This is a genomic window from Aeromonas aquatilis, from assembly GCF_054052405.1.
In genome coordinates this window covers 14,374-32,568 of sequence record NZ_JBSTYP010000023.1, presented here as the reverse complement: position 1 = coordinate 32,568, position 18,195 = coordinate 14,374, and the positions used below count along the sequence as shown (strand labels likewise).

Genomic DNA, 18,195 nt, shown 5'->3' with positions numbered 1-18,195 from the left:
ATTATTAATTACCCTTCCTGATTTTCCCCGGCTACCGGTTCAGCACCGGCAGCGGGTTCAATCTCGATGCGATCGACTCGCTGCAAACCGCGGGGCAGCTTGGCGCCGCGGCGGCCGCGCTCGCCACGGTAGTAGTCGAGATCAGAGGGTTTCAAGGTCAGCTTGCGCTTGCCGGCAAACAGGGTGACCGACTGGCCCTGCGGGATCACGGCAGCCATCACCACAAACTCCTCCCGCACCTTCACGCGAGCAGAGGGGATGCTGATCAGCTTGTTGCCCTTGCCCTTGCCGAGCACCGGCAAGGTGTTGAGCGGGAACAGCAGCATGCGCCCTTCGTTGGAGATGGCCATGCAAAGATCGGTCTCCGGCGAGCCAATCTTCTGGGGTGCCATCACCTGACCCCCTTCCGGCACGGTGAGCAGCGCCTTGCCGTTCTTGTTCTTGCCGATGAGATCGTCATAGGTGCAGACAAAGCCGTAACCGGCATCGCTGGCGATCAGGTAGGGCTCACCTTCGTTGCCCATCACCAGATGGCGCACCTCTTCCCCTGCCCCCAGCGCAAAGCGGCCGGTGAGCGGTTCGCCCTGACTGCGCGCGGATGGCAAGGTGTGAGATTCGAGGGCGTAGGTTCTCCCCAACGTGGAGAGGAACACCGCCTGCTGGTTGCTGCGGCCACAGGCGTGGGCAAGATAGCTGTCCCCCGCCTTGTAGGAGAGCCCCGCCACATCCACGTCGTGGCCCTTGGCGGCGCGTACCCACCCCTTGTCGGAGAGGATGACGGTGACCGGTTCGCTGGGCACCAGCTCTTTCTCGGTAAGCGCCACGGCGGTAGCACGCTCCACTAGCGGGGTGCGGCGATCGTCGCCGTACTTCTCGGCATCGGCCAGCAGCTCTTTCTTGAGCAGGGTGTTGAGGCGACGCTCGGAGCCCAGAATCAGCTCCAGCTTGTCGCGCTCTTCGGCCAGTTCGTTCTGCTCGGCGCGCAGCTTGAACTCTTCGAGCTTGGCCAGATGGCGCAGTTTCAGCTCGAGGATCGCTTCGGCCTGGGTCTCGGTAATGTTGAAGCGCTCCACCATCACCTTGCCCGGCTCATCTTCGGTGCGGATGATCTCGATCACCTCGTCGATGTTGAGATAGGCGATCAGCAAGCCTTCGAGGATGTGCAGGCGAGCCAGCACCTTGTCGAGGCGGAATTGCAGGCGGCGACGCACGGTCTCGCGGCGGAAGATGATCCACTCGGAGAGGATCATCTTGAGGGTTTTCACCTGCGGCCGGTTGTCGAGGCCGAGGATGTTGAGGTTGACCCGGTAGTTCTTCTCCAGATCCGTGGTGGCGAACAGGTGGGCCATCAGCCCCTCTACATCCACCCGGTTGGAGCGGGGGATGATCACCAGACGGGTCGGGTTTTCGTGGTCAGATTCATCGCGCAGATCGGTAACCATCGGCAGCTTTTTCGCCACCATCTGGGCGGCGATCTGCTCCATGATCTTGGCGCCGGAGGCCTGATGGGGCAGCGCGGTGATGACGATGTCGCCATCCTCCTCGCTCCAGACCGCACGCTGTTTGATGGAGCCCTTGCCGGTCTCGTAGATTTTGCGGATATCGTCGCGCGGGGTGATGATCTCGGCGTTGGTCGGATAATCCGGCCCCTGAATGTGCGCCATCAATGCATCGAGCCCCGCATTGGGGTTGTCGAGCAGCTCGGCACAGGCGTAGGCCACTTCCCGCGCGTTGTGGGGCGGAATATCGGTCGCCATGCCCACCGCGATACCGGTCACCCCGTTGAGCAGGATGTGCGGCAGGCGGGCGGGCAGCACCACTGGCTCTTTCATTGTGCCGTCGAAGTTCGGCGTCCACTCCACCGTGCCCTGACCCAGCTCGGAGAGCAGCAGCTCGGAGAAGCGCGACAGGCGAGCTTCGGTATAACGCATGGCAGCGAAGGATTTGGGATCGTCCGGCGCACCCCAGTTACCCTGACCGTCCACCAACGGGTAGCGGTAGGAGAAGGGCTGGGCCATCAGCACCATGGCCTCATAACAGGCGCTGTCGCCGTGGGGGTGGTACTTACCCAGCACGTCACCCACGGTACGGGCGGATTTCTTGTGCTTGGAGAGGGCCGACAGACCCAGCTCGCTCATGGCGTAGATGATGCGCCGCTGCACCGGTTTGAGGCCGTCGCCGATATGCGGCAGGGCCCGATCCATGATGACGTACATGGAGTAGTTCAAGTAAGCCTGTTCGGTAAAGGTGCGCATTGGCTGGCGCTCTACCCCGTCCAGACTGAGCTCGATAGCATCACTCATGTGATAGTTCTCTTCATTATTTGGGTCGCGGCCTTGGCCGCAAAAAATCGAGGGGCGAGCACCTTACAGGCCGTAATCGCGCTCTACCCGTGCAATGCGTGTCTTGAAAGCGCTATACCACTTCTCGCGCCCGAGCCGCTGGGCCTCTTTGTGCTCCAGCTCTGCCTTCCAGTGGCGAATGGACTCGAGATCGCGCCAGTAGGAAACCGTGATACCCACTCCGTCACGCGCTGACTCCATACCAAGAAAGCCGCTCTGTCGCTGAGCCAGCTCGACCATCCGTTCGGCCATCGCGCCGTAACCTGCATCCTCGTCAGTTCGCAGAGAGGTAAAAATCACTGCGTAGTAAGGGGGCTCGGGAGTATTGGCTATCATCCTGTCTCCTTGTATATGGGCCGCACACGCGAGAGTTAACGGCTCTTCCTGCCATTCAGGTCACGCACTTGACCGGCTTAGATGATGGCGAGGTTGCCCTTCTCTTCCAGCCATTCGCGGCGATCGCTCGCCCGCTTCTTGGCCAGCAGCATGTCCATCAGCTGCAGGGTCTCGTCAGCCGCATCCCCTTCACTCTCCCCTGCCGGATCCATGGTGAGCTGCACCAGACGACGGGTGTTGGGATCCATGGTGGTTTCCCGCAGCTGTTTCGGGTTCATCTCACCCAGGCCCTTGAATCGGGTCACCATCACCTTACCCTTCTTCTTCTCGGCCTCGACCCGCTGCAGCACGCCGTTCTTCTCGTCCTCGTCGAGGGCGTAGTAGACCTCTTTACCGATATCGATCCGGTAGAGGGGCGGCATGGCCACATAGACGTGGCCCTTCTCCACCAGCGTGCGGAAATGCTTCACAAACAGGGCGCAGAGCAGGGTGGCGATGTGCAGACCGTCCGAGTCCGCATCCGCGAGGATGCACACCTTGCCGTAGCGCAGACCGGAGAGATCGTCGGAGTCGGGGTCAAGACCGATGGCCACGGAAATATCGTGCACCTCCTGCGAGGCGAGCACCTGACCGGCCTCCACCTCCCAGGTGTTCAGGATCTTTCCGCGCAGCGGCATGATGGCCTGAAACTCGCGATCCCGCGCCTGCTTGGCACTGCCGCCCGCGGAGTCACCCTCCACCAGGAACAGCTCCCCCTGCATGGGATCGGCGCAGCCACAGTCGGTCAGCTTGCCGGGCAGCGCCGGGCCTTGCGTTATCTTCTTGCGCACCACCGTCTTGGCGGCACGCATCCGGCGCTGGGCGCTGGAGATACAGAGCTCGGCGATCTGCTCCGCCAGCTCGGTGTTGCTGTTCAGATAGAGGCTGAAAGCATCCTTCACCACGCCGGAGACGAACGCCGAGCTCTGACGGGAGGAGAGGCGCTCCTTGGTCTGACCGGCGAACTGCGGATCCTGCATCTTGATGGAGAGGATGTAGGCGCAGCGATCCCAGATATCTTCCGGGGTCAGCTTGACCCCACGCGGCAGCAGGTTGCGGAACTCGCAGAACTCGCGCATGGCGTCGAGCAGCCCCTGACGCAGACCGTTGACGTGGGTGCCGCCCTGCGCGGTGGGAATGAGGTTCACATAGGATTCGGCGAGGCATTCGCCCCCTTCCGGCAGCCAGCAGAGCGCCCAGTCCACCGCCGACTGTTCGGAGCTGAACGAGCCGATAAAGGGCTGCTCCGGCAGGCAGGTGAACTGCTTGACCGCGTCGACCAGATAATCCTTGAGGCCATCTTCGTAGCACCACTCCAGCTTGATGCCGGTGTTCTTGTCGAGGAACTTGATGGTGAGGCCGGGGCAGAGTACGGCCTTGGCTTTGAGCAGGTGCTCCAGCTTGGTGACCGAGAATTTGGGCGAATCGAAGTAGCTCGCCTCTGGCCAGAAGCGCACCCGGGTGCCGGTGTTGCGACGGCCGCAGGTGCCGGTGATGGTCAGCTCCTGCACCTTCTCGCCGCGCTCGAAGGCGATGTCATAGACCTGACCGTCGCGACGCACCGTCACCTCGACCCGATCGGAGAGGGCGTTTACTACCGAAATACCCACCCCATGCAGACCGCCGGAGAACTGGTAGTTCTTGTTGGAGAATTTGCCGCCCGCGTGCAGCTTGCAGAGGATCAGCTCCACCCCGCTGACACCCTCTTCCGGGTGGATATCGACCGGCATGCCGCGGCCGTCGTCGATCACTTCGAGGGACTGGTCTTCATACAGGGTCACCTCCAGGGTACGGGCGTGACCTGCCAGCGCTTCATCGACGCTGTTGTCGATGACCTCCTGGCCGAGGTGATTGGGCCGGGTGGTGTCGGTATACATGCCGGGGCGGCGACGCACCGGTTCAAGGCCATTGAGGACCTCAATGGCATCCGCATTGTATTGAGTAGACATGGAGGGCCTTGCGAATTGACGTTTGGAGGGAATCTTAACTGCTAGGCGGGGGTAGAACAAACTCCCCGCACCGAAAGCTTGATCTGGAGAAGAACAAGCAGGGCGAGACCGCCCTTATTGACTCAAACCTGACTATAACCCGAGGAAACGGATGATCTGGGCGGGGTAGCGCTCGAACGCGACAAAGGCGTGGTTGCCGCCACACTCCAGCGAGAGACGGGCAAAGCGGTACTCGTCCAGCGCCTTGCGATAGTCGAGCACTTCATCCCCCTGCTGTTGCAGCACCCAGAGTCGCTCGGGGGCAGCCACTGGCACAGCCAACGCCCGCAGCTCGTCCATGTGTTCAGGCAACAGCTGATACTGCTCCCCCGTGTAGGGGTTGGTCTGGGGGCCGAGGTAGTCACAGAGCAGCTCGTGCGGGCGCACCGCCGGATTTATCAGCGCTGCGCGGCAGCCGTACTGCTCGCTCACCCGGGTCGCCATAAAGCCGCCGAGGGAGCTGCCCACGCCGCCGAGCTTGTATTCACTACCATAACGACGCTGCAGATCGGCAATGGTCTGCTCGATGGCCGCCCAGGCCGCCGCTGGCGTATTGGGCTGAGCCGGAATGATCACTTCGATGTCGGGCCGGTTGGCGGCCACCCAGGCAGCCATCTGCTGCGCCTTGGCGGAGCCCGGTGAGGAGTTGAAACCGTGCAGATAAAGGAGAACCGACTTCATGCAATGCTCTCCTCAATAACCGGTGGCGTTGGGGTCGGGCACAAACTGCCCCACCGGCAGGCGCCACACCTCGCTGGCCACCCGCCCATCCGGATAGAGGGTGAGATAGCGCCAGCCCGGGCCAGATTCGTCCAGCGCGAAGCCGTCGGATAGCGGCTTGAACTGAATGCAGGTCGATGGGCTGGCAATCAGCCGCACTCCGCGGTGCACCTCGTCAAACTCCTGATGAACGTGGCCGAACAGGATGGTCTTCTGCTGCGGATGACGAGCGAGCACGGCGAACAGGTCATCGGCATTCTTGAGATTGTGCTGATCCAGCCAGGCGCAGCCCACCGGCACCGCCTGATGGTGCAGGGTGATAAGGGCATGGCGATCAGGATATTGGCGCAGGGCGCGGTCGAGGGCGGCCAGCTGGTGATCGCCAATCATGCCGTGGGGTTTGCCGCGCACCTGGGTATCGAGCAAGATCACCTGCCAGTGGTCACCCACCAGCTGCTTGGCTTCGCTGATCCCGGCGGCATGGAGATATTCGGTCATCAGCGGGCTGTCATCGTGATTGCCCGGCAGCCAGTAGATGGGGCGGCCAAGGGGCGCCATCATGGAGGCGAAACGCTGATAGGATTCCGGGCTGTGATCCTGCGACAGATCGCCGGTCGCCAGAATCACCTCGTAGGGGTGTTCATTGGCCTGCACCTGTTCCAGCACGGCGGCCAGACTCTCTGCGGTGCGCACAGCCAACAGCCGTCCTTCGGCACTCGCGAAGAGGTGGGTGTCGGTAATTTGCAACAGGCGCACACTGCCGTCCTGCGCCTGGGGGAGCTCTGTTTCCAAAATCACGCTTCTTTTTATTTGTTCAACTGGAGATATTGATCGGGCTGGTACCATGTCTGAGACAAAATTTTAGCCATTCGGCCAGAAACAGATTTACCTGCTCCTTTTCGTCCCGCTGGTGCATCTTTTTATTGGGATAATCATAACGTGGTTGCAAACGGGAAATCTGTTGCGCTGCACACACTTCCGCCATCCGCACATCATGATACAAACGAATCTCTATCTGAGCTTGTAAATATTCGGGCAATTCGGGGTTGTGCTGGCTCAGGATCACCTGATTGGTGAAGCGACTCTCGCCAATGATGGTGAGCTGGAACTGCAGATCGTTGCCGACCCGATAGCGGCGCTCGGCACCGACTTCCCCATCAGGCGGCAGCAGTTTCATCAATGCCATGTAGTTGACCTCGCAGGTACGCTGCAAAGACATCAGATCAGGCACATAACGTTTGGTCCGGGATTGAACTAACGGCATCGCAAAACTCCATCAATCAACACCCGTGAGTAGTTGACCTCGCAGGTACGCTGCAAGGACATCAGATCGGGCACATAGCGCCTGCTCTGTTGCAGGGTCAGCGCCACCTCAGCGATCCGCCAGCCAACGGGCACGCAGCTCGCCATGATTGAGGGCCAACCACTGCAGGGCGATGACCGAGGCCGCATTGTCGATGCGTCCCTCTTTGAGCCAGGCGTAGGCCTGCTCGCGGCTCACCACGTGGACCCGGATATCTTCGCCTTCGTCGGCCAGACCGTGCAGTCCCTCGGCCTTGCTGGCATCCACCTCGCCCACAAAGACCTCGATCCGCTCGGTGCTGCCGCCCGGGCTCACCAGATAGCTGATGGCATGCTCGCAGCGGGCCACCTCGATCCCGGCCTCTTCCACCGCTTCGCGGCGCACCACCGCCTCGGCGGTCTCCCCTTCGTCGATAATGCCGGCCACCAGCTCCAGCAGCCAGGGGGTCGGACAGGTCTCCATGGCGCCGATACGGAACTGTTCCACCAGCACGATCTGGTCGCGCACCGGATCATAGGGCAGCAGCGCGGCAGCATGGCCCCGCTCGAACAGCTCGCGCACAATGGGCTGATTCCAGCCGCCTGCAAATAACCGATGCTGCAGACGATAGACATTCACCTTGAAGAAGCCGTTATATCCAGCTGATTTTTCGATGATTTTCACATCATCGGCGGCGTAATGCCGATCTTGTGGCAAGGGTTGCTGCGACATCCTGGACTCCCGTCAGCTTGACTTGTATCAGTTTGACCATAAAATCCGAGGAACATGAATGAACGTTCATTCACTCGGCGTACCATGGCAATGAGGGGTGGATTTTAGCAGCCACAGACCATTTGGCTAGGCGCGCGGGGAGAAAACTGCGTCCGGTTCTTGACGTTCCCGTCACCGGACCTGAGACTCTTAGCATTAAATTTTGCTTATAGTAGAGTGATTAAGCTGCAATCAAGCTTGGTCGGTGACAATATTTGCCCTCTCCAGCAACCGTTTTGGGTTACTACATAAGGTTAAAACGATCTATGAAAAGAACTCTTTTGTCCGTCATGGTATTGCTGGGCGTCAGTGCCGGTGCCCATGCCGAAAACCTGCTCGACATCTACCAGCAAGCCCAGATCAAAGACCCGCAGTTGCTGCAGTCCAAAGCCATTCGCGACCAGGCCTTCGAGAAGATCAATGAATCCCGCGCCGCCCTGCTGCCCCAGATCAACCTGGGGGCAGGCCTGAACTACCTGCAGAACAAGGGGGACACCCAGACTGGCACCACTGCCAGCGGCAACCTCTCGCTGGATCAGTCCATCTATCGTCGCAGCAACTGGATCAACCTGGATATCTCCGAGAAGAGCGCAACCCAGAATGACGTTGCCTACAACCTCGAGATCCAGAACCTGATGGTGCGCAGCGCCACCGCCTATTTCAACGTGCTCAAGGCGATGGATACCCTGGAGTTCGTCCGTGCCAACAAGGTTGCGGTAGAGCGTCAGCTGGAACAAACCCAGCAGCGTTTTGAGGTGGGCCTGACCGCCATCACCGACGTTCATGAAGCGGAAGCGTCCCGTGACCAGGCGCTGGCCGACGAGATCAACGCCGAGAACGCGCTGGACAACAGCTATGAGACGCTGCGTGAGTTGACTGGCGTCGATCATCGCAATCTGGACGTGCTCAACACCGAGCGTTTCAGCCCGCAGAAGACAGCCTTCGGCTCCGACAAGTGGCTGGAACTGGCGTTGGACAAGAACCTGCAACTGCACAGTGCTCGCATCAGCAAGGACATTGCCAAGGAGCAGATCGATCTGCAGAAGACCGGTCATGAGCCAACCCTGGATCTGGGAGCCGGTTTGCAGACCAGCAATACCGATTACAAGAACGACACGCCGGGCATGAGCAGTGAAAACTCTCAAGGCAACATCGGTTTGACCTTCAAGCTGCCCATCTACAGCGGTGGCGCCACCAGCTCCAAGGTGAAGCAGGCCCAATTCAACTACGTAGCCGCCAGCGAGCTGCTGGAGAAGAACTTCCGCTCGGTACAGAGCACAGTGCGCTCCTCCTACAACAACGTGAACGCCAGCATCGGCTCGGTTCGTGCCTATAGCCAATCCGTCATCTCCGCCGACAGCGCCCTGAAGGCGACCGAAGCAGGTTATGAAGTGGGTACCCGTACCATCGTCGACGTGCTGGACTCCACCCGCAAGCTGTACGATGCCAAGCAGAAACTCTCTGCTGCCCGTTACAACTACATCCTCAATATCCTGAGCCTGAAACAGGCTGCCGGTGTGCTGGAGGCGCAGGATCTGGTGGAAGTAAACCAGGGTCTGATGCCTGCCACGGCAAAAGCCAAAGGCTGATAGCCGCTATCGGACATGAAAAAGGCGACCGCAAGGTCGCCTTTTTGTTATCCGTATTTCTGTCGGCTTGCAGCCGCCGATAGTGAGCCCCGCCAGATTACGGGGCCAGTGGAGCAGTTAGCTGCGCTCGCGAATCGTCTTGATGATATCGGTGGTGGAGCAGCCATCCTCGAAGTTGAGCACGCGCACCTCGCCGCCGTTGGCGGTCACCTCGGCGTAACCGGCGATATCCTCCGGCTTGTAGTCACCGCCCTTGACCAGCAGATCCGGCAGGATCTCGGCGATCAGCCGCTGCGGGGTATCTTCACCGAACGGTACCACCCAATCCACCGCGCCCAGCGCAGCCAGCACCGCCATGCGGCGCTCGGTCGGGTTGACCGGACGACCCGGCCCTTTCAGACGGCGAACCGACTCGTCGGTGTTGACCGCCACGATCAGGCGATCCCCCAGCTTGCCCGCGTTGGCCAGATAGGAGACATGGCCGGCGTGCAGGATGTCGAAGCAGCCGTTGGTCATCACCACCTTCTCGCCACGCAAACGGGCGGCACGAACCGCCACTTTCAGCTGGGCTTCGGACATGACGCCGAAGCCGGTCTCCTGCTCGGTATAGAGGGCGTTGGCCAGCTCGACCGGGCTGACGGTAGAGGTACCCAGCTTGCCGACCACGATACCGGCTGCGGTATTGGCCAGCGCACAGGCTTCATCCAGGCTCTTGCCTGCCGCCAGTGAGGTAGCCAGAGTGGAGATCACGGTATCACCGGCACCGGTCACATCGTAAACCTCGTGGGCCTGAGCCGGCAGATGCAGCTCGGGCTGACCTTCGCGGATCAGGGTCATGCCGTTCTCGGAACGGGTGACCAGCAGGGCATCCAGCTCGAAGCGTTTGACCAGATCCAGCCCCTTGGCGACCAGCTCCTCTTCGCTCTTCACCTTGCCCACCACGGCCTCGAACTCGGACATGTTGGGGGTCAGCAGGGTGGCACCGCGGTACTTCTCGAAGTCGCTGCCCTTGGGATCGACCAGCACCGGAATACCGGCGGCGCGGGCCCGCTGGATCATGCCGGGCACGTCGTTCAGCGCACCCTTGCCGTAGTCGGAGAGGATCATCACGTCGCTGTTCGGCAGCGCCTGCTCGACCTTACTCATCAGCAGGGTGGCATCGACGGAGTGGAAGGGCTCTTCAAAGTCCAGACGCAGCAGCTGCTGGTTGCGTGACAGCACCCGCAGCTTGGTGATAGTCGGGAAGTCGGCCAGACGAACGAAATCACAGGCCACCTTGACGCCAGCCATCTGGCCAGCCAAAGCATCGGCAGCCTCGTCCTGACCGGTCAGGCCAAGCAGCACGGCGTGAGCGCCAAGGGCGGCGGAGTTGAGGGCCACGTTGGCCGCGCCACCAGGACGCTCCTCAATGTGTTCAACCTTGACCACGGGCACCGGCGCCTCGGGGGAGATCCGGCCGGTGGGGCCATGCCAGTAACGGTCCAACATGACATCGCCAACGACCAGAACGCGGGCTTTTTCAAAATCGGGCAGGGTGATCTTCATCTGTATCGACTCTCAAAACCTGAAAAATCAGCGGGCGATTTTATCACACTCTTTTATCCGGTGTAGAAAAAGCCGATCGCAGTTGCCGCCGCTGTCACGCTAACCGGACGCAGGCTACCCCTCTGACCAGCACACAGCCATTCGCCCCCGCCCCCCCTTTTCGGCTAGAATCCCCCGATTGTGTTTGCGAACAAGAGATTAGCCATGGCCCATGACAACGCTCCCCGCCTGGAGCCCCGCCTGTTTCATCCCCGTTACTGGGCCAGCTGGTTTGGCCTCGGCCTGCTCTGGCTGCTGACTCTGCTGCCATGGCGCAGCCAGATGTGGCTGGGCCGTCAGCTCGGTCGCCTCGCCGCCAGGATATTGAAGTCCCGGGTCAAGATTGCCCGTCGCAATCTGGAGCTGGCGATGCCCGAGCTGAGCCGGGATGAGCGGGAGAAACTGCTTAAAGCAAACTTCGAGAGCGTGGGCTGCGCCGTGTTCGAGGTGGGGATCGCCTGGTTCTGGCCAGACTGGCGGATGCGCAACCTTATGAAGGTGGAAGGGGAAGAGCACGTCATCGCCGCCATGGAAAAAGGTCAGGGCATGCTGCTGCTCTCCTGCCACTTCCTGACGCTTGAACTCAACGCCCGCTGTTTCGGTCTGGTTCGCCCCGGCGTGGGGGTCTATCGCCCCAACACCAACCCGGTGCTGGAGTATGCCCAGTACCACGGGCGCTGTGCCTCCAACAAATATCTGGTGGACCGGATGGATGTGAAGGGGATGATCAAGGCGCTGCGCAACGGCGACGCCCTCTGGTACGCGCCGGATCACGACTACGGCAGCCACGCCAGCGTGTTCGTGCCCTACTTCGCGGTGGAGCAGGCGGCCACCATCACCGGCACCGCCACGCTGGCGCGGGTGAAGAACACCATCACCCTGCCCTGCTACAACATCCGCACCAGCGAGGGTTACACCCTGCATATCGGCGCGCCCCTTGCCGACTACCCGAACGGAGATGACATGGTCGATGCCGCCCGCGCCAATCGCGAGATTGAAGCCGCCGTGCGCAAGGCGCCGGAGCAGTACATGTGGCTCCATCGCCGCTTCAAGACCCGCCCCTCCCCCGAGGATGCGGGTTTCTACTAAGCCGCAGCCCCCGACTGGGGCCAGATCGCCAAAACCGACAAACCGCCTGCTGGCGGTTTGTTTTTATCTGCTACCAGCACTGCACTGCAAGCGCCCCGAACATCAGCAGCGCAATCACACCCTGCATTTCCCCCCATCGAACAGCCGCAAAAGAGCCCTCATCGTCGCCCGTTACGAAACCCTGTAATGACCCTGCTGGCGGCGCATGACCGGATGCTCCAATTGATTGAATCACAAGGAAATACGCCCCATATGATAAAAACCGGGAGAGAGGTTGACTCTCTCCTTTGTCAGCCGGACCCAATGCACCTATGACCACACACCAGGAAGATGAAGTACTGGAACGACTGAACGAGCAGGATGGCCCTCGCGGCTTCTTTCTCGAAGCCGTGACCATCCTGGAAGAAGCGGTCGACTCCCTGATGCGACGCGCCTTTCGTCAGGAGGAGTATGCCGTCAAATACGCCATCGAACCCCTGCTCAACCAGAGCGGTCCCCTCGGCCAGCTGGAGGTACGCCTCAAGCTCATCTTCGCCCTCGGCCTCATCTCCCTCGAGCGCTACCAGGATATCGAAGCCTATATCAAGATCCGCGACTTTCTGGTGCGCGACCCCAAGGATTACCGCTTCAGCGACAAGCCGATCCGCGATCTGCTCGACCGCCTGCACGGGGTCAATCAGGGCGGCATGATGAAGCTGGAGCCCCCTGCCAACGAAGAGGATTAGATGCAGCTCAACCGGCTCGATCAGATGGTGCGCTCCGCACTGGTACTGGCGCTGGCCGACTGTGTCGGCGAGCTCCACAAGGAGAGCCCCATCTAATCCGGCCACATGAAATGACATGACCGCCTGCTGGCGGTCTTTTTCTGCACCGCGCGGGCCACTGCGTCTTGCTCCGACCTCTGGCAGATGTCACTCTGACTCATCACCCCCTCGCCTGTACGGTGGCCCCAGCAGTCACCACAGCTCTCATCCGGAGGAATCGCACCCCATGAGCGACCAGAGCGCCAACCCGCTGATCGCCCCGCTGCTGGTGCTGCTGCAGCAGGCGGCGGGCAGCTACAAGGTGCATGAACTGATGGCTGCTCTGCGCCAGCAGGGAGCGATCCCCCGGCTGGCCGACGACGAGCAGATCCAGCTGTTTCGGGTCAACTTCCTGATCATGAACGCCCTCTACCAGTTGCAGGCCGATCTCTGGCAAGAGGGTTGGTGGCTGGTGATCAGCACCCTGGATATTCGCCTCGAACCGCTTGCTTCCAATGCTGATGCGGGGAGTGCACTCGAACGGGGCGAGGCGCTGCGCAGCTACTATCTCGACTGGCAGGTGTTCTGGCAGACCGACCGTGCCGAAGTGGAGGCCCTGCTCAACCGCTTCTGGCGCGCCTATGACAGTGAGGGGCACAAAGCCGAGGCGCTAACCCTGTTCGAGTTGAATGAGGGGGCGAGTCAGGAGGCGATCCGCCGCCGCTGGCGGGAGCTGGCACTGCAACACCATCCGGATCGGGGCGGCAATGCCGAGACCTTTATCCGTATCCGCTGGGCCTGGCAGTGCCTGCGGGGATGATCCCGTTGCCGCCTTTCTGTTGCCGACCCGCAGTTACCGCACCACTGTTGCCGCATATAAAGAGCAGGCATAGACTGGAGCTGGATATTCCCCACAGGAGAGCATCATGACAGTCAGTGAACTTCGTAAGCTCTATCAGCAACAGATCCTGCAAGAGGCCGAAATACTCCACGATGTGGCCATTCCCGGCTGGCTCATCGAATTCAGAGGCAAGGATGGCGCCCTCTACGAGCTGACCGACACCCTCGGCTGCCCGGTCAGTTTCGGCACCGTCGATCAGGCCCGCGAACATGTGCATCTGGTGGCCGACTGCCCGATGCAGGTGGAGCACCTCTACCGCTTCTTCGAACGCTAGATCAGCACCGGCCACACAGCAAAAAGGCTCCCGAGGAGCCTTTTTCTTATTCCGGTTACTGTCTATTCCGGTTGCAGCGGTTCCGCCACCTTGCCCTCCAGCTTCCTGACCGGTTTTTGCAGGATCAGGTTGGCCGGATAGGTGACCAGATCGCCGTTGTCATCACGCACCCGCACATAGAAGAGGCCAATCTCGGTGATGACGCCAGTGACCGAATCATCCTTGTCGAGGATGCGGATCCGGTCGCCAATCTTGTAGGGGAAGGCGAAGAAGATGGTGATGCTGGCGGTGATGTTGGAGAGGATCGACCACTGGGCCACCATGGCGACCCCCAGTACCGCGAAGAAGGACGACGCGAGCACCACCAGCCGGGAGAAGTCGAGCCCCCATACCCCGGCCAGCACCAGCAAGGTGGCGCAACCGAGCAGGAAGTGGAACACATGGGCCACGTAGAGCACCCGGTTCTCGCTCACCTGCCTGCTCTGGCCGAGTGCCAGCAGGCTCTTGTGAATAAGCCGCCGGATCAGGGTATGACCCAGCAACAGCAGCAGGGTCAGGCCAATTGATTGCCACATGGGTTATGCCTCCTTACCACCAACGTCGGTGCTTGAGCCAGATCGCCAGCCCGCTTGCCAGCGCCACCAAGGATCCACAGAAAACCCAGAAGGCGGTCGGGCTCTCGGCCCCGGGGATACCGCCGAGGTTGATGCCAAACAGGCCGGTCAGGAAGCTGGCAGGCAAAAAGAGCAGCGCCATCACCGACATCTGGTAGGCGCGGCGGTTGGTCGCCTCTGCCATCAGATTGTTGATCTCGTCTGCCAGCACGGCGGTACGTGCCACCCCGGCATCGAGGTCATCGAGCCAGCGCCGCAGCCGGTCGGCGATATCGAGCAGACGGCGGCGATCATCCTCATCCAGCCAGCTGATCTTCTCGTTGGCCAGCCGTGCCACCAGATCCCGCTGGGGGGAGAGGTAGCGGCGGATCATGATGAGCTGCTTGCGGATCAGCGCCAGCCGGCCATTGGCGGGCATGTCGCGCATCAGCACCATCTCCTCCAGATCGAGGATCTTGTCGTGCAGCTCCTCGACAAACTCCCCCGCCCGATCGGTCAGGGCATCGCAGATCTCCACCAGCCAGTCGGCCGGGGTATTGGCGCCGCCCCCAGCTTGAGCTGGTTGAACACATCCTGCTCGGAGAGCAGCGGACGACGACGGCTGCTGATGATGAGATCCGGGGTGATGAAGATACGCAGCGCCACCATCTCTTCGGGCCTGTGATCCTTGTTGTGGTTGATGCCACGCAGGATCAGCAGCACCGTCTCCCCCATCCGCACCAGCTTGGGACGATTGCTCTGGCCGAGCAGCGACTCCCTGGCCGCCTCGCTGAGCAAGGGGGTCTGCAACAGCCAGCGCGCCGAATCGGGATTGCCGTAATCCAGATGCAGCCAGCCGGGATGCGCCGCCGAGACTTCGCTTCCCGCCATCAGCGGCGTCATGCCACCCTTGCCATCCAGGGTCAGGGCATAAATCACTTCACCGGGCACCCGATCCATCTCGTCTCCTTCTCGTTTCATGTGCTGGCCCCAGCTTACACCAAAGGCGGTGCCGACTCAGCCCCGCGCGGGGAAGGGGAGGCCTGTGTTAACATGGCCGCTCTCGTTTTACATCCGCTTTCACTACAGGAAACCATGCCATGCCCATCTGGGTTGATGCCGATGCCTGCCCCATTCCGGTCAAGGAGATCCTCTACCGCGCCGCCCACCGCGCCCAGGTCGTCACCACCCTGGTGGCCAATCAGGGGTTGCGAGTGCCCCCCTCGCCTTTCATCAAAACCCAGCAGGTGGAAAAGGGATTCGATGTGGCAGATCATGTCATCGCCCAGCAGGTTCAGCCCGGCGATCTGGTGATCACCGGCGACATCCCCCTCGCCTCTTGGGTTATCGATGCCGGTGGCGAGGCGCTCAATCCCCGCGGCGAGATCTACACCCGCGAGACCATCAAGGCGCGGCTCGGCATGCGCAACTTTATGGAAGAGCTGCGCTCGGCCGGCGTGCAGACCGGCGGTCCGGCCCCCTTCAATGCCGCTGACAAACAGCGTTTCGCCAACGCCCTCGACAAGTGGCTGATCAAAGGCAAGCTGTAAAGAGACCCTAAAGGCGCCCTACCTGGGCGCTTTTTCGCCGTAACATCCTGATTTTTAAAATAAGAGCTGACCACAACCGTCAGGCTGGTAAGATGCGCCGCCATCTTGTCCACGCCGTAATCATCATGACCGCCCAAGGGCACCTGCTGTTTTCCGTTACCTGCACCCTGATCGCCCATAAACTGCAGCTCACTCCGGCACTGGCCGATGCCAGCCTGTGGCAGACCATCCCTGCCGCGCTGGCCAGCGCCCTGTTGCCCGACCTCGACCACCCCAAATCGGTGCTGGGGCAGCGCCTGCCGTGGCTCTCGAAACCTCTGTCGCGGCTGTTCGGCCATCGTGGCTTCACCCACAGTCTGCTGGCGGTTGCGGCTGCCGTCTGGGGGCTTAACCAGAGCCTGCCGCCGGGCACCCTGCCCATGGGGGTCAAGGATGCGCTTATCGTCGGCTACCTCAGCCATCTGCTGGGGGACTGGCTCACCCCGGCGGGCATTCCGCTCTTCTGGCCCATCAAACGCCGTTACCGCCTGCCGGGCTGGCCGCTGCGCAGTGGCGGCGCCATCGAAACCGGCTTTTGCACCCTCACCCTGCTGGTGGCGGGCTGGTGGTGCGGCTGGCGCCTGTAAGCCAGAAACAAAAAAGGCCCCTGACAAGGTCAGGGGCCCAAGCAGTGGTGCGAACCACTAGAGGATCAGATCATGATGCCAGCGATAACAGCAGAGAGCAGGCTGACCAGGGTAGAACCGTAGACCAGCTTCAGACCGAAGCGGGAAACCATGTTGCCCTTCTCTTCGTTCAGCGCTTTTACCGCACCGGCGATGATGCCGATGGAGCTGAAGTTGGCGAAGGAGACCATGAAGATGGAGAGGATGCCGACGGTGCGCGGAGAGAGTTCGGCAGCCACCTTGCCCAGATCCATCATCGCCACGAACTCGTTGGTCACCAGCTTGGTCGCCATGATGGAGCCGGCTTGCAGCGCTTCACCACTCGGGATACCCAGGATCCAGGCGATCGGGTAGAAGAGGTAGCCCATGACGAACTGGAAGTTGACGCCAAATGCCATCTCGAACAGGTAGTTGACCAGCGCGATCAGGGCGATGAAGCCCACCAGCATGGCGGCAACGATAACAGCGACGGAGAAACCGGCCATGATGTACTCGCCCAGCATCTCGAAGAAGTTCTCTTTCTTCGGCGTGTGGTGCTCGTCACCTTCGGCAATGGCCTTGATGTCGGTCACGGAGTTATCCGGCTCGTACGGGTTGATCAGAGAGAGCACCACGAAAGTACTGAACATGTTGAGCACCAGCGCGGCGACCACGTAACGCGGCTCGATCAGCTGCATATAGGCACCGACGATGGACATGGAGACGGTCGACATCGCGGTCGCAGCCAGGGTGTACATCTGCTTCTCGTTCAGGTGCGGCAGGGTGTTCTTGAGGGCGATGAAGTTCTCGGACTGACCGACGATCATCGAGCTGATGGCGTTGAAAGACTCCAGCTTGCCCATGCCGTTGATCTTGGCCAGCACGGTGCCAATACCGCGGATCACCAGCGGCAGCAGACGGATGTACTGCAGGATACCGATCAGCACGGAGATGAAGACGATGGGCATCAGCACCATCAGGAAGAAGGAGAAGGCCCCTTCGTTGACCAGGCCACCGAACACAAAGTCGGTACCCTGTTTGGCAAACTCCATCAACTTGGTGAAACCGGCCGCGAAGCCACCCACCACGGCCAGACCCACTTCGGAGTTCAGCATGAACCAGGCCAGCGCCAGTTCGACCACCAGCAGTTGGCCGATATAACGCAGTTTGATCTGTTTCCAGTTGTGGCGGTTAGCCAGCAGAGAGAGAGCGAGGACCATCACCAGTCCGAGCACAAAGTGAACGTATTCCATACCTGTAGCACCTGAGTAAATTGTAATTTTTGACCGGCGCCATCATAGACATTTGCACATTTAAAAATCAGATAGCCATCACAATCCCGCGCAATATTATGGATGCAGGATGATACAAACGTTTTTAAATTAATTACGCAATGAGCTGATATTAATCACACAACACAGATAACATAAATCCTTTTAAAACATCATGTTGGGCAATGATGGCGCCGTTTTAATGTTTTTTGAAAATATTAAAGTAGCATTTTCGCAACACGCCATGTGGTACTACAGCTGCTCGTAGAATATTTTCCAGTCATTATATTGAAATACTGAAAACGGAAAACGTTTATCTGCGATAAATAATTGGGTGCGTGTTTGAAAAACAGTCTTTATCGCATTTTCTGTTATTAGTGTGCGCAGTTTGGCAACAAATGAACCCAACCTGCGGCCTGCTGGTCAGCCGTTCAAAAATCCGCCACATCCGGTGCCACATTCTGGTATGATGCGCGGCC

The 18,195-nt window shown here is 60.3% G+C and carries 16 protein-coding genes and 2 pseudogenes; 7 read left to right on the top strand and 11 right to left on the bottom strand.

Annotated features, from left to right (window positions below):
* Positions 1-8 precede the first annotated feature (8 nt).
* From parC to nudF, 7 genes are all read right to left on the bottom strand, one after another.
* Entirely contained in the window at positions 9-2,303 is a 2,295-nt protein-coding gene (gene parC, locus ACW5W8_RS11055; protein ID WP_498627896.1) for a DNA topoisomerase IV subunit A, read from the bottom strand.
* Positions 2,304-2,366: 63 nt separating this feature from the next.
* On the bottom strand, positions 2,367-2,678 hold the full coding sequence (locus tag ACW5W8_RS11050; protein ID WP_429021876.1) for an antibiotic biosynthesis monooxygenase family protein: 312 nt from the start codon (positions 2,676-2,678) through the stop codon (positions 2,367-2,369).
* 77 nt (positions 2,679-2,755) lie between these two features.
* Positions 2,756-4,666, bottom strand: coding sequence for a DNA topoisomerase IV subunit B (gene parE / locus ACW5W8_RS11045; protein WP_498627894.1), 1,911 nt, complete (start codon positions 4,664-4,666; stop codon positions 2,756-2,758).
* A gap of 132 nt (positions 4,667-4,798) precedes the next feature.
* Positions 4,799-5,386, bottom strand: a complete 588-nt coding sequence (locus ACW5W8_RS11040) for a YqiA/YcfP family alpha/beta fold hydrolase (RefSeq protein ID WP_498627893.1) — start codon at positions 5,384-5,386, stop codon at positions 4,799-4,801.
* A gap of 12 nt (positions 5,387-5,398) precedes the next feature.
* A complete protein-coding gene (gene cpdA, locus ACW5W8_RS11035) occupies positions 5,399-6,217 on the bottom strand; it encodes a 3',5'-cyclic-AMP phosphodiesterase (RefSeq protein WP_498627892.1) in 819 nt (272 codons plus the stop codon).
* 22 nt (positions 6,218-6,239) lie between these two features.
* Positions 6,240-6,689, bottom strand: a complete 450-nt coding sequence (locus ACW5W8_RS11030) for a DUF1249 domain-containing protein (RefSeq protein WP_042052480.1) — start codon at positions 6,687-6,689, stop codon at positions 6,240-6,242.
* 108 nt (positions 6,690-6,797) lie between these two features.
* Positions 6,798-7,439 carry an ADP-ribose diphosphatase gene (nudF, locus tag ACW5W8_RS11025; protein ID WP_075113239.1) on the bottom strand — a complete coding sequence of 214 codons (642 nt, stop codon included), beginning with the start codon at positions 7,437-7,439 and terminating at the stop codon, positions 6,798-6,800.
* 305 nt (positions 7,440-7,744) lie between these two features.
* Between nudF and tolC the strand changes: the two genes are divergently transcribed.
* Positions 7,745-9,067 carry an outer membrane channel protein TolC gene (gene tolC, locus ACW5W8_RS11020; protein ID WP_498627891.1) on the top strand — a complete coding sequence of 441 codons (1,323 nt, stop codon included), beginning with the start codon at positions 7,745-7,747 and terminating at the stop codon, positions 9,065-9,067.
* 117 nt (positions 9,068-9,184) lie between these two features.
* Here the strand turns inward: tolC and hldE are convergent, their stop codons facing one another.
* On the bottom strand, positions 9,185-10,612 hold the full coding sequence (gene hldE / locus ACW5W8_RS11015; protein WP_498627890.1) for a bifunctional D-glycero-beta-D-manno-heptose-7-phosphate kinase/D-glycero-beta-D-manno-heptose 1-phosphate adenylyltransferase HldE: 1,428 nt from the start codon (positions 10,610-10,612) through the stop codon (positions 9,185-9,187).
* A 204-nt stretch (positions 10,613-10,816) separates the two neighbouring features.
* Here hldE and lpxL point away from each other — a divergent pair, with 204 nt between their 5' ends.
* From lpxL to ACW5W8_RS10995, 4 genes and pseudogenes are all read left to right on the top strand, one after another.
* Positions 10,817-11,740, top strand: coding sequence for an LpxL/LpxP family Kdo(2)-lipid IV(A) lauroyl/palmitoleoyl acyltransferase (lpxL, locus tag ACW5W8_RS11010; protein ID WP_498627888.1), 924 nt, complete (start codon positions 10,817-10,819; stop codon positions 11,738-11,740).
* A gap of 311 nt (positions 11,741-12,051) precedes the next feature.
* Positions 12,052-12,561: pseudogene (locus ACW5W8_RS11005) on the top strand (MltR family transcriptional regulator).
* 169 nt (positions 12,562-12,730) lie between these two features.
* The gene (locus ACW5W8_RS11000) at positions 12,731-13,303 is read left to right on the top strand and encodes a DNA-J related domain-containing protein (protein ID WP_498627887.1); all 573 of its coding nucleotides are present in this window, start codon (positions 12,731-12,733) and stop codon (positions 13,301-13,303) included.
* A gap of 106 nt (positions 13,304-13,409) precedes the next feature.
* On the top strand, positions 13,410-13,658 hold the full coding sequence (locus ACW5W8_RS10995) for a hypothetical protein (RefSeq protein WP_042057543.1): 249 nt from the start codon (positions 13,410-13,412) through the stop codon (positions 13,656-13,658).
* 62 nt (positions 13,659-13,720) lie between these two features.
* Here ACW5W8_RS10995 and ACW5W8_RS10990 read toward each other — a convergent pair whose 3' ends face one another.
* Positions 13,721-14,233, bottom strand: a complete 513-nt coding sequence (locus tag ACW5W8_RS10990) for a mechanosensitive ion channel domain-containing protein (RefSeq protein WP_005354921.1) — start codon at positions 14,231-14,233, stop codon at positions 13,721-13,723.
* A 13-nt stretch (positions 14,234-14,246) separates the two neighbouring features.
* A pseudogene (zntB, locus tag ACW5W8_RS10985) lies at positions 14,247-15,211 on the bottom strand (zinc transporter ZntB).
* A gap of 140 nt (positions 15,212-15,351) precedes the next feature.
* On the opposite strand from zntB, the gene ACW5W8_RS10980 reads away from it, so the two are divergent.
* Both ACW5W8_RS10980 and ACW5W8_RS10975 read left to right on the top strand, forming a co-directional pair.
* Entirely contained in the window at positions 15,352-15,801 is a 450-nt protein-coding gene (locus tag ACW5W8_RS10980) for a YaiI/YqxD family protein (protein ID WP_335817697.1), read from the top strand.
* A 125-nt stretch (positions 15,802-15,926) separates the two neighbouring features.
* Entirely contained in the window at positions 15,927-16,427 is a 501-nt protein-coding gene (locus ACW5W8_RS10975) for a metal-dependent hydrolase (RefSeq protein WP_498627942.1), read from the top strand.
* 65 nt (positions 16,428-16,492) lie between these two features.
* On the opposite strand, the gene ACW5W8_RS10970 is transcribed toward ACW5W8_RS10975, so the two are convergent.
* On the bottom strand, positions 16,493-17,698 hold the full coding sequence (locus tag ACW5W8_RS10970; RefSeq protein ID WP_498627886.1) for a NupC/NupG family nucleoside CNT transporter: 1,206 nt from the start codon (positions 17,696-17,698) through the stop codon (positions 16,493-16,495).
* Between the last annotated feature and the right edge of the window lie 497 nt (positions 17,699-18,195).

Coding starts and splice junctions, on each gene's coding strand:
- ACW5W8_RS11030 (WP_042052480.1), bottom strand. CDS start 6,689: ATGCCGTTAGTTCAATCCCGGACCAAACGTTATGTGCCTGATCTGATG.
- ACW5W8_RS11050 (WP_429021876.1), bottom strand. CDS start 2,678: ATGATAGCCAATACTCCCGAGCCCCCTTACTACGCAGTGATTTTTACC.
- ACW5W8_RS10990 (WP_005354921.1), bottom strand. CDS start 14,233: ATGTGGCAATCAATTGGCCTGACCCTGCTGCTGTTGCTGGGTCATACC.
- ACW5W8_RS10980 (WP_335817697.1), top strand. CDS start 15,352: ATGCCCATCTGGGTTGATGCCGATGCCTGCCCCATTCCGGTCAAGGAG.
- ACW5W8_RS10970 (WP_498627886.1), bottom strand. CDS start 17,698: ATGGAATACGTTCACTTTGTGCTCGGACTGGTGATGGTCCTCGCTCTC.
- ACW5W8_RS11040 (WP_498627893.1), bottom strand. CDS start 5,386: ATGAAGTCGGTTCTCCTTTATCTGCACGGTTTCAACTCCTCACCGGGC.
- parC (WP_498627896.1), bottom strand. CDS start 2,303: ATGAGTGATGCTATCGAGCTCAGTCTGGACGGGGTAGAGCGCCAGCCA.
- nudF (WP_075113239.1), bottom strand. CDS start 7,439: ATGTCGCAGCAACCCTTGCCACAAGATCGGCATTACGCCGCCGATGAT.
- parE (WP_498627894.1), bottom strand. CDS start 4,666: ATGTCTACTCAATACAATGCGGATGCCATTGAGGTCCTCAATGGCCTT.
- lpxL (WP_498627888.1), top strand. CDS start 10,817: ATGGCCCATGACAACGCTCCCCGCCTGGAGCCCCGCCTGTTTCATCCC.
- tolC (WP_498627891.1), top strand. CDS start 7,745: ATGAAAAGAACTCTTTTGTCCGTCATGGTATTGCTGGGCGTCAGTGCC.
- hldE (WP_498627890.1), bottom strand. CDS start 10,612: ATGAAGATCACCCTGCCCGATTTTGAAAAAGCCCGCGTTCTGGTCGTT.
- ACW5W8_RS10975 (WP_498627942.1), top strand. CDS start 15,927: ATGACCGCCCAAGGGCACCTGCTGTTTTCCGTTACCTGCACCCTGATC.
- ACW5W8_RS10995 (WP_042057543.1), top strand. CDS start 13,410: ATGACAGTCAGTGAACTTCGTAAGCTCTATCAGCAACAGATCCTGCAA.
- ACW5W8_RS11000 (WP_498627887.1), top strand. CDS start 12,731: ATGAGCGACCAGAGCGCCAACCCGCTGATCGCCCCGCTGCTGGTGCTG.